Below are 14,240 nucleotides of genomic sequence, written 5' to 3'. Positions count from 1 at the left end.
GAAAGATGAGACGATTTATAAACATCTCATCCTTCTTTTTTATCGGTTATCCACTTTTTCAGGATACATGTCGTGGTTTGCAAGGCGGTTAAATGCTACCTCTTCCCATTTTGTACCAGGCTTGCCATAGTTGCAGTAGGGATCGATGGAAATGCCCCCTCTTGGAGTGAACTTTCCCCAAACCTCAATGTACTTTGGATCCATCAGCTTAATCAAATCCTTCATGATGATGTTTACACAATCTTCATGGAAATCACCGTGGTTTCTGAAGCTGAATAAATAAAGCTTTAATGATTTGCTCTCTACCATTTTTTCACCTGGTACATAAGAAATAATGATATTTGCAAAATCAGGCTGACCTGTAATAGGACAAAGGGATGTAAATTCAGGGCAGTTAAATTTTACAAAATAATCATTTTCTGGATGCTTATTTATAAATGTTTGAAGCATCTCTGGTGCGTAATTATCTGGATATTTATTATTTTTATTTCCAAGCAGGGTTAAAGTACCCTCGTCTTTTCTATCTGACATAATCAGTCCTCCAATTCGTATATACGATAATTATATTTCATATTCAATAGGGTCCGAAACACCATTCAATTCAAATGCAGCCTTTCTGTCGATACAGGTACCACATTTTCCGCAAGCCTTGTCGTGGCCTTCGTAGCAGCTCCAGGTTAATTCATAAGGAACGCCTAGTTCCAATCCCTTCTTCACTACCTGAGATTTTGTGAGGTTGATGAATGGTGCTACAATCTCAAGCTGCTTTCCGCTACCCTCGTAGATTGCTGTATTCATAGCATTATTAAATGCCTCTGAGCAGTCAGGATATGCAGAACCTGCTGCATCATCACTGTGTGCACCATAATAAATCTTTGAACAGCCCTTAGAAAGTGCAATGGCGCTTGCACTTGAAAGGAAAAGTCCGTTTCTAAATGGCACGTAGGTGCTCACTGGTTTACCGTCTGTTTTTTCAAGCTGCTTTGCATAGGATTCTTCAGGGATTTCTCCATCAGAATGCTGAAGCAATGTACAGTCACTAAACTGGAACATTGTTGATAAATCAAGTGTGATGTGCTCAACGTTGTAATGCTCGCATACTGCATCTGCTGCCTTTATTTCTTTATCGTGTCTCTGACCATAAAAAATAGAAAGTGCTACCACATTTTCATTTCCGTATTCCTTTACAGCCATTCCAAGACAAGTAGTGGAATCCACACCACCACTAACTAAAACTAATGCTTTCATGTTGTTCTCCTTTTTCGGCCTTATCTCCTTTTAAAGAGTGGCAACTCGTCGACAGATGATGGTGTCTATAATAATCGTCCCAACAAATCTCTATCTGTCTTGAACTTTCCACGCAGTGTCTGTGTATGGGTCCTAGCCCCTGCATTTTTAATGCCTCTTGCTGTCATGCAGGAATGGCTGGCCTCAATAAATACAGCCACATCCTCAGAGCCAGTAACAAGCTGGATTATTTCTGCAATATCATTTCCGATGCGCTCCTGAAGCTGAAGACGCTTTGCAGCCATATCTGCTATGCGGGCGATTTTGCTAAGTCCGATAACCTTGCCATTTGGAATGTAAGCCACGCTGACCTTCATATCATACATAAGGGCAAGGTGATGCTCGCAGTAGCTGAACACTTCAATATCCTTTACAAACACCAAATCCTGGCTGTCTGCATCGTAGTAATCCTCATCAAAGGTCTTGTTGAACATATCTGCAATCTCCTGATTGCTGTAGTTCATTCCCTCGAAAACCTCTTCATACATGCGAGCCACTCTGTCCGGAGTCTCTATGAGGCCTGGGCGCTCAGGATCATCCCCAAGTGCAATAATAATATTTCTGATGCTTTCTTTAATTAATTCTTTGTTGATTGCCATATTAATTCCTCTCTAGACTCCGCGCTTATTTGGGTCCCAGATAAATTTATGAAGCTGAAGCTGTAAACGAATGTCATTGCGTTTGTGCTCAATCAGGTAATTCACCATATCTGCTGGCTCTATTCGCCCAAAGACAGGGCTTATTAAAACTGTACATTTATCCGAAAGACCATAGGTATCAACCAATGAACATACCCTATCAAGCTCGCTTACCTCTGAAACAACAAACTTCACTGTGTCCTTTGGCTGCAGAAATGTGAAGTTTGACAAATCCATTTTATCTTCCATTCCAGAGCCAGGTAGCTTGTAATCCAAGGTAAACGCCGGAGCATTGTGAATAGCTGCATATTCAAGAATGGATACGCTACCATTGGTTTCAATCTCCACCTTAAGTTTATGCTCTGCTGCAAGTGCTCTGAGTAAATCCTTTATATCTCTGGCCTTTAAAGGCTCACCGCCTGTAATAGTGACGCGTTTGACTCCAGTGGATTTTATATATTCAATTATCTCTTCTTCTGTCATAGCTTCAGCAGGCGCATCGTAAGAGCCGGCCCACCTGGTGTCGCAGTAGCTACAATTTAGATTGCAGCCTCTGAGTCTTATAAACACCGCTAGTTCACCTGCATGCTGCCCCTCGCCATTTATGCTGACAAATTTCTCTACCACATAAAATACTGCCATGACTAATCCTCCATATAACTTGCGCAGTTGTTAGGTGTTTCATAAACTGTTACCTCTGCAACATTGAATCCATATCCTGTGAACTTTTCATAAAAATATTTTGAGAAATTTTCAGCTGTAGGTCTGAACGGAACCACTCTCATCAAGAAATTCTCTGATTTAAGAGCTACCACAGTTGCCTCCTTCAGTGAGCCCTCCTCATATATAAATGTATGATCAAAATAGTCTGTTTCTTTTTTTAGAACGGTTTTTATATCGCCAAAATCTACAACCATTCCACGCTGTTGCCCCTCGCTCTGCAATGAATCAGTTTTTATTTTTAAAATTACTCTCCAGCGATGGCCATGCAAATTAGAGCATTTACCCTCATAGCCAGCCAAAAAATGAGCTCCATCAAATGAAGCCTCTGCAGTTAAATAATACATTGAAATCTCCTCGAAATAGGACTAGAAATTCCCAAAATAAAAAGAGGTTCTAAGAACCTCCAGAGACGGGAAAACACACAAAAAGAGTGTGTTTAGTCCTGGTTTTGTTTATGGACAGGATGGTACAAACGAACTGTCCCTCACCACGATAGGTGAAATTAATTGTTAAATTGCTTGATTATAATACTCCCTGAAATAAGAAAATGCAAGAGAATTGTATTTTCTAGGTAAACGCATCCTATGACTTAGCCACAATTTTCCTCATAGTATTTAGCACTAGCTTTTTATTTCCACTCCACATAGGTGCTATGAGTAGCTTTTTAGGGCCATCGCCTGTGAGACGGTGGATTATAGTTTCCCTTGGCAGAAGCTTTAGGCACTTCACAACCAGATTACAATATTCCTCTAGTTCAAATATATGAAATGGATTTTCTTCATACATTTCTGAAAGCTTTGTTCCTTTTAATACATGTAGAAGCTGAAGCTTTACTCCAAAAAGTGTCGGGTTAAAGGTTGCCAGATATTTTACTGTAGCAAGCATATCATCTTCTGTTTCACCTGGCAGGCCAAGTATTATGTGTACTACTACCTTCAGGCCTGCATCTGTCAGTCTTTTGTAGGCATCCTCAAATACATTCAGCTCGTAGCCGCGGTTGATAAGTCTTGCTGTATTTTCATGAATTGTCTGCAGCCCCAGTTCTACCCATATTTCTTTATTTTTATTGGCCAAGCTCAGGTAATTTACCATTTCATCTGTCAGACAATCTGGTCTGGTTCCTATTGAAAGTCCCACTATCTCTTTAAAGCTTAACACTTCATCAAACAACTTAATCAGGCGCTCTTGATCACCATAGGTATTAGTGAAAGACTGAAAATATGCTATATACTTTCTCTCCTCTGGAGGGATTTTAGAGGATATTTTACTGTCTACAAGTGACTTGGCATCTGCTATCTGTTTTTCAATGCTTAAGCCCTTGGCTGCAAAATCTCCTGAGCCACCTTCAGAACAAAAAATACACCCACCAGTAGAGATGGTGCCATCTCTATTTGGGCAGGTGCATCCACTGGTGAGTGAAAGTTTGTAGACCTTTGTGTTGTATTTTTCTTTTAGATAATCTGATAAGCTAATGTATTCCATATGATTCCATTTTCTATAATCTCAATTTCATTAAAATATGGCAGCCATAGCACACATTACAATTAAAAATGCGATGTTTGCCAATGTGAAAACACCGATATATTTCTTTTTATCAGCGCCGTCTATATAGCTGTACTGCTTGAAAGAAATAAGACTGGCCATTGATGCAATCAATGTGCCAAGTCCACCTAAGTTAGTTCCTATTATCAGCTTATCTATTTTATCTGTAAAGCCTGAACACAGAATTGCTGCTGGCACATTGCTGATAAACTGACTAAGTATAATGGAAACTGCCACCTCGTTTATTTGAACCATACTGTTAATGGCCGAGCTCAGTTCTGGAATGCGCTTGATGTTTCCTATAAAAATAAATAGAAAGATGAATGTAAATAAAAGTGAATAATCTGGCTTTCTCAGTACTCTTCTGTCAAAAATCAGTGTGAGGGCGAAAACTATTAATAGTCCTATTCTATAATCTAAAACTCTGGCTACGACAAGGATAGATACCAAAAACGTAAATACGTACATACCAATCATTTTCCTGTCTCTTTTGGTGCGCTCGTATTTATGTTTTTCTGTAAGAGTACAAGGCGCTGCCTTTACAAATGCATAGCCACATACGACAAGAAGCAACAGTGCCACTACACTATATGGAAGCATCAATTTGATGAAGGCTCCAAGGCTCATTCCAGCTAATGAATACAGGTATAAGTTTTGAGGATTGCCTAGCGGTGTGAGCATACTGCCCAAGTTGGCGGCTATAGTTTCTAATACTATTACTATGATGTAAAGGTCCCTGCGGTTGGAAATGGATAAGGTAACTATTGAAAATGGTACAAAGGTAAGAAGTGCCACATCATTTGTAATGAACATTGCTGAGAAAAAACAAAGTGCAATAAGCACCAGCACTACGCCTCTTATAGAGCTCATTTTTGCAACAAGTAGTTCTCCGATTTGACGAAAAACCTGAAGACGCTGTAGGCCTGCCATGGTAATCATCAATGCCAGCAGGATACTTAGTGTTCTAAAATCAATGTAGCCTGGGTACATGGAATCGGGGTGGACTATAAAGCTGGATATCAGAGCTAGAATAAAGGCTACTACTAAAACTATTTCATTTTGAATAAAATGCTTAATACTTTTCATGTTTATCTCCATTTTAAAGCACCTTCTCTTTTGGGAAGAGAAGGTGCTGGTATTTAGGTGGGTTGTTTAAATTGCGTTACCTACAACCCCTCATCAGTCAGCTAAAGCTGACAGCTTCCCCCAAGGGGGAAGCCTTTATAATTCTCTTGATTTTTCGATGCAGACGCGCTCGGCTTCTATTACTGCGTTTCTGAAGCCTAGGGCTTCGAGGGCTGCTACTGCTTCGATGGTGGTGCCTCCTGGTGAACAGACGTTGTCTTTTAGTACGCCTGGGTGCTCCCCTGTTTCAAGTACCATTTTAGCTGAGCCAAGAACTGCCTGCGCCGCAAATTTGTAGGCCTGTGCTCTAGGCATCCCCTCTGCAACAGCACCATCTGCAAGCGCTTCGATAAACATGTATACATATGCAGGTGATGAACCGCTGACACCAACCACTGCATCCTGCAATCTCTCAGGAACAAGCTCTGCCTTTCCGAAGGACTCAAAAAGCTCCATAACTGTCTCTGATTCCTCATCTGTTACAAGCTCATTTGGACTTAGTGCGCTCATGCCTTCACCTACAAGAGCTGGTGTGTTTGGCATTACTCTGATAAGCTTTAACTCTTTTCCGAATAACTCTGACAATCTCTTAAGCGACTGCCCTGCTGCAATGCTGACCACAACCTTGTCAGAGAAATCCATATCCTTGATGCCATCTATAGCACTAGGAAGATACTGTGGCTTAACAGCCAGAAAAATAATATCCGCAAAATCCACGACGTCTCTGTTGCTAATACTTGTGTTTACACCAAACTGTTCATTCACTTTATCAAGGGCAGCCTGGAAAATATCGCTTGCCATTACATCTTCTGCATCAACAATACCAGAAGAAATAATACCACCAATCATAGCTGAACCCATGTTACCAGTTCCAATAAAACCAATTTTCATTTGTATAACCTCCAGTTCCTACAACAAAAAGTCCCAAAATATTACAATAAGTTTACCATCTTCGGACTTTTTTGTACACTTGAAACCTTAACTCACTGTTTTTATCCACATAATAAATTATAAATGCTATTTTTTATTTTATAAAAGCGCCCTCTAAAATTAGAGAGCGCCTGATTAACAAAAGTATTTAATTATTCTGCCTTTGCAAGGATGAGCTTTTCAAGATATGCAATACGTGCGCAAACTGTGAATACCTCAGCTGCCTGCTCAAGCTCCTCGATTGGAGGAAGTGATGGAGCGAAACGAATGATAGAGTCGTTAGGGTCCATGTGATATGGGAATGGAGCTCCTGCTGGCGTAAGCTTAACGCCTGCCTCTGCTGCTAAATCTACGATACGAGTAGCTGTTCCCTTTGGAGCCTCGAATGTGATGAAGTATCCACCCTTTGGTGAAATCCAGCTACCACAGCCTGGCTCTGCTAAATCTCTCTCCATTGTTCTGATTACAAGCTCAAACTTTGGACGGAGAATCTTTGCGTGCTTTTCCATGTGCTTGCTGACAGACTCAACATCTGCAAAATATCTGGCATGACGAAGCATGTTGATTTTGTCGAAGCCGATAGTCTGAACTGTAAGAGTCTTCTTGAGTTCCTCACGGTTCTTGTGATTACATGCAATAGCTGCGATACCGCCACCTGCAAATGTAATCTTTGAAGTAGATGCAAACTCAAATACAAGATTTGGATTGTCTGCTTCCTCACACTCGTGAAGAATATTTAAGATTTTGCTCTTTTCCTTGTAGAGGTGATGTACAGCATATGCATTGTCCCAGAATACTCTGAAGTCCTTTGCTGCTGGCTTGAGGTTAGCGATTCTGCGAACAACCTCGTCTGAATATACAATACCCTGTGGATTAGAGTACTTTGGTACACACCACATACCCTTGATGCTGTCGTCAGCTGCTACAAGTCCTTCGACTACATCCATATCAGGGCCATCCTCTTTCATAGGGATGTTTATCATATCAAATCCAAAGTGCTGTGTAATAGCGAAGTGTCTGTCATAACCAGGTACTGGGCAGAGCCATTTTACTCTCTCAAGCTTGCACCATGGTGTGCATCCATCAAAACCGAACATGTATCCGCGAGCTACCGCATCAAACATAAGGTTGAGTGAAGAGTTTCCTCCTACGATAACCTGCTCTGGCTGGCAATCCATGATTTCAGCCATAAGATGCTGTGCCTCTACGATACCCTCAAGCTGACCGTAGTTTCTGGTCTCAACTCCATTCATGCACTTCATAAGTGACTTTCCGTCAAGGATATCAAAAAGTGGCATTGAAAGATTAAGCTGCTCTACTGATGGCTTACCACGGCTCATATCAAGCTTTAAGCCCTTTGCCTGCCAAGCCTTGTACTGGTTTGAGAGCTGCTCCTTCTCTGCTGCTAATTCCTCTGGTGACATTTCGCTGTACTTTTTCATTGAGTATTTCCTTCCTTTTAAAATACTTATGCCCCAAGGACATCTCATCCGCCCTCTGGGCCCCTACCCTCAAGGGGAAGGCTAACGTTTTTATTTATCATTTCGTACCTTATCCAGGTATTCATTGATTGTCTGTTCATAACCCAGATTTCCTGGACGATAGAAATCTCCGATTTCAAGTCCTTCCGGTAAATATCTCTGGTGAGAGAAATGATTAGGAAAATCATGAGCATATTCGTATCCAACACCATGGCCAAGCTTTCCTGCTGATTTGTAGTGTGCATCCTGAAGGTGAGTTGGTATTGGTCGCGTGGTGTTATTTCTCACCTCTGCCATAGCCAAATCTATAGCTCCGTAGGCTGAATTTGACTTTGGTGCGCAGGCTACATAGGTGGCTGCATGGGAAAGGATAATCCTTGATTCCGGCATACCGATGCGCTCTACTGCAAGGAATGCATTGGTGGCTACCACAAGAGCCATAGGGTCTGCATTGCCTACATCCTCTGAGGCGCAGATACATATACGTCTGGCGATGAATTTTGGATCCTCTCCTGCGTATAGCATACGAGCCAGGTAGTAAACTGCTGCATCCGGATCTGAGCCTCTCATACTTTTGATGAAGGCTGAGATGGTGTCATAGTGATTATCGCCATCCTTGTCGTATTTGATAACACGGCGCTGGATACATTCGCTGGCTACATCTATAGTGATATGAATTTTTCCGTCTTCTGCTCTGTCTGTAGTGAGCACGCCAAGCTCGATAGCTGTAAGAGCCGACCTGGCATCACCGTTTGCGATATCTGCAAGGAATTCAAGGGCGTCATCATCTATGACTGCATTGTAGCTGCCAAGACCCTTGGCTTCGTCGGTGATTGCTCGCATAATCAAAGTCTTAATGTCTGCCGCCTCTAGAGGCTTTAGTTCAAATATGATAGACCTTGAAAGAAGAGCTCCATTTACCTCAAAATATGGGTTCTCAGTGGTGGCACCGATAAGAATGATGGTGCCATCTTCAACAAATGGGAGCAGATAATCCTGCTGCCCCTTGTTGAATCTATGAATCTCATCTATAAACAGGATGGTCTTTTTGCCGTAAGCTCCGAGCATTTGCTTAGCGGCTTCAACCACCGCTTCCATGTCCTTTTTTCCAGAGGTGGTGGCGTTTATAGATGTAAATTCCGCTGCTGTTGTATGGGCGATGACCTGAGCAAGTGTGGTTTTACCTGTGCCAGGCGGCCCGTAAAATATAATAGAAGAAAGCTTGTCCGCCTTGATGGCGCGATATAGGAGCTTGTCCTTGCCGATGATATGCTGCTGACCTACTACCTCATCAAGTGTGGTAGGACGAAGTCTGGCCGCAAGTGGCGACTCCTTTTTCTTTGCTTCCTGTCTCATGTAATCAAATAGGTCCATGTGATACCTTCCTAATTCTTACGTTACTGAAAATTGCATTAACAGTATAGCACAAATGTTCTATTTTTAAAATAAAACTCAATAAGAATAGTACCAGAAGTTTCACTTTAATCCGCTAAAGTGATTACCTCTGATACTATACTATAGTTTTTCTCATATTACAACAAAAAGTTTGCGTCACACCGACATTTGTCCGCGGGTGTTAATACAATCAAAAAAAGAAATCCGCCTGCAAAGGACTGCAAACGGATTTCTGTAATGTTTTATTTATCTGTTAGATCTAATTATCCTTCAAAATCTACATGCTGCTGTGTAGCAAAATGCTTTGTAGTTTCGCCTTTATCAGCATCGCTACAGCAAGGATCTGCTGCTTTCTGCTGTACCTTCTTTGAAGCTGATGTGTCTACTGGAGTGTTGTTTCCAAAGCCAAGCATCTCCGTCTTAAAGGTAAGGTCTGATGCAGCCTGAGCCAAATCTGTAGGAACCACGATTTTGGTTGCTCTACCATCGCCCATCTTTTCAAGTGCTTCAAGCTTTTTAATCTGAAGAACACGCTCATCGATATTGGCATTCTTAAGAAGCTCAATACCCTTTGCCTCTGCCTCATATACAAGGCGGATAGATTCAGCCTGACCTGTAGCTCTTGCAATAGCTGCATCTCTTTCAGCCTCAGCCTTAAGTACAAGTGCCTGCTTATCACCTTCTGCTCTGGTGATGGATGCCTGCTTGTGTCCCTCTGCCTCAAGAAGTGTCTCACGGCGGTCACGCTCAGCCTTCATCTGCTTTTCCATTGAACGTTGGATTTCTTCTGGTGGGATGATATTCTTAAGCTCAACACGGCCCACCTTGATTCCCCAAGGATCTGTAGCTTCATCAAGAATCACACGCATTTTTGCGTTGATAGAATCACGGGATGTGAGAGTCTGATCAAGCTCAAGCTCACCTACCAGGTTACGAAGAGTGGTAGCTGTAAGATTTTCAAGAGCAAGAATTGGACGCTCAGCACCGTAAGCATAAAGCTTAGGGTCTGCAACCTTGAAATAAACTACAGTGTCGATTTTCATGATAACGTTATCCTTTGTGATAACGTCCTGTGGTGGGAAATCTGCCACCTGCTCCTTGAGAGATACCCTCTTAGATACTCTCTGAAGGAAAGGAATCATAACATGAAAGCCTGCCTGCCAGGTTGCATGATATTTTCCTAAAAACTCGATAACGAATACATAGCCCTGTGGGACAATTCTAATGCCAAAGCCTATGCATACTACAAGAATAACCAGTAACACGATTAAAAATGGCATAACATTACCTCCTCAAATTTATTTTTCTATGGCTTAATTATATAGAAAAAGAAGGTAAAGTTCTACATGATTCTTGCTGACTATTTCTTTGTTTGGTCAGAAAAAAGTCAAAGAATAATTGCTTCTATAAAGACATTATGTTTCTAAAATCCTTTAGTCCGGCTACTTCCCCTGCAGCCACCATCTGGCAACCTATATTGCCAAGAGCTGTGGCCTCTGAAGGGCCTGCATGGACCTTTTTTCCTGTAATTTCTGCTGTGAGCTTATTTAGGTATTCTGCCTTTGAACCGCCGCCCACAATATTTATAGTATCAAAGCTTTTGCCGGTGATATTCTCTACTTCCTCGCAAGCCTTTTTGTAGCATACAGCAAGTGAATGGTAGATTACCTTTGCAATCTCTCCTGGTGTATTTGGTACTGTCTCACCGTGATTTCTACAATAATCCTTTACCGCTTCAATCATAGAAGCTGGTGCAAGGAAGCATTCATCATTGGCATCAACTATAGATTCAATATCTGCCTGTTCTGCAAGTGTGCAAAGCTCTGCAAAAGAATATTCCTCACCCCTTGCAAGCAGCTCATTTCTAACAGACTGAATCATCCAAAGACCCATGATATTTTTAAGGAAACGGAAACGACCTTCGTATCCACCTTCGTTGGTAAAGTTTGCTTCCATAGCCCCCTTTGTACAGATGGCTTCCATGTTTTCACTGCCAAGCAATGACCAGGTGCCTGATGAAATATAAAGCACATTGTCAGATGTGTTTGGCACTGCAAAAACTGCAGATGCGGTGTCATGGGTAGGAGGAATAACCACCTTGCAATCAAAGCCTACTTCTTCCCTAACATTTTCTGAAAAATTACCAATGTAAGTGCCCGGCTGCTTAATCTCACCAAATAAATCCTTGTTGAAGCCAAGCATTTCAATTAGCCCATAGTCCCATGTTTTTGTAGCAGGGTTTAACAGCTGAGTTGTAGAACAATTGGTATACTCATTTGATTTAACACCTGTTAACAGGAAATGTAAGAAATCAGGAACCATAAGAAAGCTTTTAGCATCAGATAGATACCCATCCCTTTTATCTGCCATGAGCTGATAGATTGTGTTGAAAATGGCCTTTTGAATACCAGTGCGATGGTAAAGAACCTCCTCTGGAATCACCTGATAAACCAGACTATCAGCCCCTGCTGTTCTGCTATCACGGTATCCAAAGCATGGACGAACTACATTATCATTTTCATCTAAAAGAACATAGTCCACAGCCCAGGTATCAATTCCCATGGAGGTAGGAATTTTACCAAGCTCCTTACATTTTTTCAGGCCAATGATAATCTGCCTAAACAGTTCATCTATATCCCATCTTTTGTGGCCATCCACCTCGACCATTCCATTTGAAAAACGGTGTATTTCCTCTAAAACCACTTTGCCATCTTCCATATGGGCAAGCATATGCCTGCCCGAAGATGCCCCAATATCTACTGCTAAATAGTAATTAAACATTATTTTTCTCCAATAATATCGCTGCTCTTTTCATATAAGCATTCTTCGTTGATGTGAACGTTGAATGGCTCATTTAATGCTCTGAATTCGTCTGGCTGGATAGTCTGACGCTTCTTATTTGTCATAGACAATACCTTTACAAGTACCTCTGCAGCCTTTTCAACTGTGTGCATAAGACCAAATGCAATATCAAAATCAGTACCACATACAAACATTCCATGGTGAGCCCATACAGCAACGTCCTTTGTAGCCATGATTTCTGATGTTGCTACTGCAATATCTCTTCCGCCTGGAACCATCCATGGCACTACGCCGATACCCTGAGAGAATACGATAGGGCACTCTGTTGCCATCTCCCAGATTTCTCTTGTGAAAATTTCGTCTGAAAGAGGAAGAACATAAGTAAGTGCAATAATGTTTGTTGGATGGCAATGATATACTACGCGGATTTCAGCATCTCTTTTCTTGCACACTTCAAGGTTCATAAGATGTGATGGTAATTCAGATGTAGGTTTGCCACCGTTTACAAAGCCCCAAAGGATTCTGTATTTGCTACCTGTCTCATCAACCTCAATGATTCCGATAGAATCTGTAGGATCAATAGCAACATTTCTAAAATATTTTCCTGAACCTGTTACAAGGAAATACTCTCCTGCTAAATCAGCAACTGTTGTTCCGATTTCTCTCCACTCACCAGCATTGAACTCTTCTTTTACACTTTCAACTTCCTCTGGCTTAATTCTATAAGAAAGGTTTCCACCGTTGCGCTCATGCCAGCCCTGATTCCAGCCATCATCAGCCATTCTCATAAAACCTTCTACAAATTTTGCTTCTAATACTTTCATTTTATTTCTCCTTTATCTAACAACTACTTCTACTGGTACATTGAAAATTTTTGCTACCTTTTTGATAGTCTCTATATGATTTCCTACTGCTGCGCCAAAGTGGTGAGTAGGGCCTGTCTCGCTCCATCTGGTTACAAACTCTGATGCACTGCATGAAAATCTTGTACGCATCATAGTGTCGCCATTCTGAAGAATCTTTCCTTCTTCGTTGATGCCCTCTGCTACTACAAACTTGAAGTGTCCCTCGCCATCCTGTGTGATTGCAAGATATGTAATAGGGCCAACAGGTGGATAAAACTGTGTTAAGTATCCGCCGCCGGTCTTTCCGTGGAATACATCCATCATCTTCATTGTAGGCTTTTTAGCCTGAGAAATTGCAGCATCACCTGAACCAGAGTGACCGATTAAAGCAACATCATCGTTGAAATCGATAGTGTACATCTCTGCAAGCTGGCCTGTACCAGAGATGGTCTTTAAAATGCTCATTGCCATTGCAACCTTCATATCACCTTCAACTGCACATGCAGTACCCTGCTTGATAAGCATTGAAAATGCAGGGATTAATAGACTATCTACCTTGCCGGCTATTCCCTTTGCAAATCCATCATAGTGGGAAGCCACAAGGCCAAGCTTCTCGTCCTTTACCCACTGTTCAAAGGCAACAACGTATTTTGCCATCTCCCAAACCTTTTCAATATCGCCGCCACCGACAATATCAAAGGTCTCCAAGATGTCCTCAGCCTTTGCCTTTATCACAGCCTCATCTGTAATATCATCTGCTATAGCCCAAATCTTTTCCCAGTCAAACTGCTTTGTGTAAAGTCCCATTCTTCTGTAAAGATTTGATTCGTCGATGTATAAATCCATCATACCTGGATATGGACGACCAATCTGAGCTATATTTGTATCTCTAAAACGTCTGCGGCAGTTTGCAGCCTTGCACCACTCAGCGATTTCATTTGCAACATTTGCATCGCCACCTTCTACAACGCCTGTGATTACAGCGCTACGCTTTCCGTAGCGATTAAGATCAGCCACCATTTCACCAACGGCTCCGCAGGCATATCCTTCACCAAGCCACTCTGCTGTGCCTGCTGTATCGTAATCAAGGGCTTTAAGCTTTTGAACATTTACAAGTACTACAGGCACATCCAAATCCTTTACTGCTGGAAGCATGTTGTAGCTTGTTGCATATGTAAGCAGCTGCATGAATACTAAATCTACGTCTGCTGCTCTGAATTTATCTCCAGCTGCCTGTGACTGCTCCTTTGTTGTAACTACGCCTCCATCCACAAGCTCTACTGTATCTGGAATTGATTTTTTGAAATCCTCGTACTGCTTCTCAAACTCTGGAACCAGCGATGGAAACTGTGGTAAATATGCTCCAAGGGCAATTGAAAATATACCCACTCTTGCTTTTGTCTCGATTAACATGTGAACCCTCCTAGAACTTTATTTGCTCTTTATGTATGCCTATAATATAATGGTTTTAA

Annotated in this window: 14 protein-coding genes; all 14 read right to left on the bottom strand. The window is 41.7% G+C overall.

The features are described from left to right. Positions 1–39: 39 nt before the first annotated feature. A complete protein-coding gene (gene queF, locus BLV53_RS05970) occupies positions 40–531 on the bottom strand; it encodes a preQ(1) synthase (RefSeq protein ID WP_090298529.1) in 492 nt (163 codons plus the stop codon). Between the two features lie 30 nt (positions 532–561). Then, positions 562–1,248: a 7-cyano-7-deazaguanine synthase QueC gene (gene queC, locus BLV53_RS05965; protein WP_090298526.1), complete on the bottom strand. Its 687-nt coding sequence runs from the start codon at positions 1,246–1,248 to the stop codon at positions 562–564. A gap of 65 nt (positions 1,249–1,313) precedes the next feature. Next, positions 1,314–1,886 carry a GTP cyclohydrolase I FolE gene (gene folE, locus BLV53_RS05960; protein WP_090298523.1) on the bottom strand — a complete coding sequence of 191 codons (573 nt, stop codon included), beginning with the start codon at positions 1,884–1,886 and terminating at the stop codon, positions 1,314–1,316. Positions 1,887–1,898: 12 nt separating this feature from the next. Further along, the gene (gene queE / locus BLV53_RS05955) at positions 1,899–2,567 is read right to left on the bottom strand and encodes a putative 7-carboxy-7-deazaguanine synthase QueE (protein ID WP_090298519.1); all 669 of its coding nucleotides are present in this window, start codon (positions 2,565–2,567) and stop codon (positions 1,899–1,901) included. A 2-nt stretch (positions 2,568–2,569) separates the two neighbouring features. Then, on the bottom strand, positions 2,570–2,992 hold the full coding sequence (locus BLV53_RS05950; protein WP_090298516.1) for a 6-pyruvoyl trahydropterin synthase family protein: 423 nt from the start codon (positions 2,990–2,992) through the stop codon (positions 2,570–2,572). Positions 2,993–3,230: 238 nt separating this feature from the next. Continuing rightward, positions 3,231–4,130 (bottom strand): tRNA modification radical SAM protein MnmL/YtqA, encoded by a 900-nt coding sequence (locus BLV53_RS05945; protein ID WP_090298513.1) that lies wholly within the window; start codon positions 4,128–4,130, stop codon positions 3,231–3,233. Positions 4,131–4,160: 30 nt separating this feature from the next. Further along, positions 4,161–5,276 carry an SLC13 family permease gene (locus BLV53_RS05940; protein ID WP_090298510.1) on the bottom strand — a complete coding sequence of 372 codons (1,116 nt, stop codon included), beginning with the start codon at positions 5,274–5,276 and terminating at the stop codon, positions 4,161–4,163. Positions 5,277–5,411: 135 nt separating this feature from the next. Further along, positions 5,412–6,206, bottom strand: a complete 795-nt coding sequence (gene proC / locus BLV53_RS05935; protein WP_090298507.1) for a pyrroline-5-carboxylate reductase — start codon at positions 6,204–6,206, stop codon at positions 5,412–5,414. A 191-nt stretch (positions 6,207–6,397) separates the two neighbouring features. Beyond that, a complete protein-coding gene (locus tag BLV53_RS05930) occupies positions 6,398–7,687 on the bottom strand; it encodes an aspartate aminotransferase type Ic (RefSeq protein WP_090298503.1) in 1,290 nt (429 codons plus the stop codon). Between the two features lie 90 nt (positions 7,688–7,777). Then, complete coding sequence (locus BLV53_RS05925; RefSeq protein WP_090298501.1) at positions 7,778–9,100, bottom strand: replication-associated recombination protein A; 1,323 nt, start codon at positions 9,098–9,100, stop codon at positions 7,778–7,780. Positions 9,101–9,384: 284 nt separating this feature from the next. Beyond that, positions 9,385–10,401: an SPFH domain-containing protein gene (locus BLV53_RS05920; RefSeq protein WP_090298496.1), complete on the bottom strand. Its 1,017-nt coding sequence runs from the start codon at positions 10,399–10,401 to the stop codon at positions 9,385–9,387. Positions 10,402–10,525: 124 nt separating this feature from the next. After that, positions 10,526–11,902 carry a rhamnulokinase gene (gene rhaB, locus BLV53_RS05915; RefSeq protein ID WP_090298493.1) on the bottom strand — a complete coding sequence of 459 codons (1,377 nt, stop codon included), beginning with the start codon at positions 11,900–11,902 and terminating at the stop codon, positions 10,526–10,528. After that, a complete protein-coding gene (gene rhaD / locus BLV53_RS05910) occupies positions 11,902–12,747 on the bottom strand; it encodes a rhamnulose-1-phosphate aldolase (protein ID WP_090298489.1) in 846 nt (281 codons plus the stop codon). The genes rhaB and rhaD overlap by 1 nt, the downstream gene beginning before the upstream one ends. Positions 12,748–12,759: 12 nt before the next feature. Continuing rightward, positions 12,760–14,181: an arabinose isomerase gene (locus BLV53_RS05905; RefSeq protein ID WP_090298486.1), complete on the bottom strand. Its 1,422-nt coding sequence runs from the start codon at positions 14,179–14,181 to the stop codon at positions 12,760–12,762. Positions 14,182–14,240 lie beyond the last annotated feature (59 nt).

Source organism: Pseudobutyrivibrio sp. ACV-2, assembly GCF_900107545.1.
In the GTDB taxonomy this organism is placed as follows: domain Bacteria; phylum Bacillota; class Clostridia; order Lachnospirales; family Lachnospiraceae; genus Pseudobutyrivibrio.
Note: the sequence above shows the minus strand (reverse complement) of the source record. Positions and strands in the feature narration are given on the sequence as shown.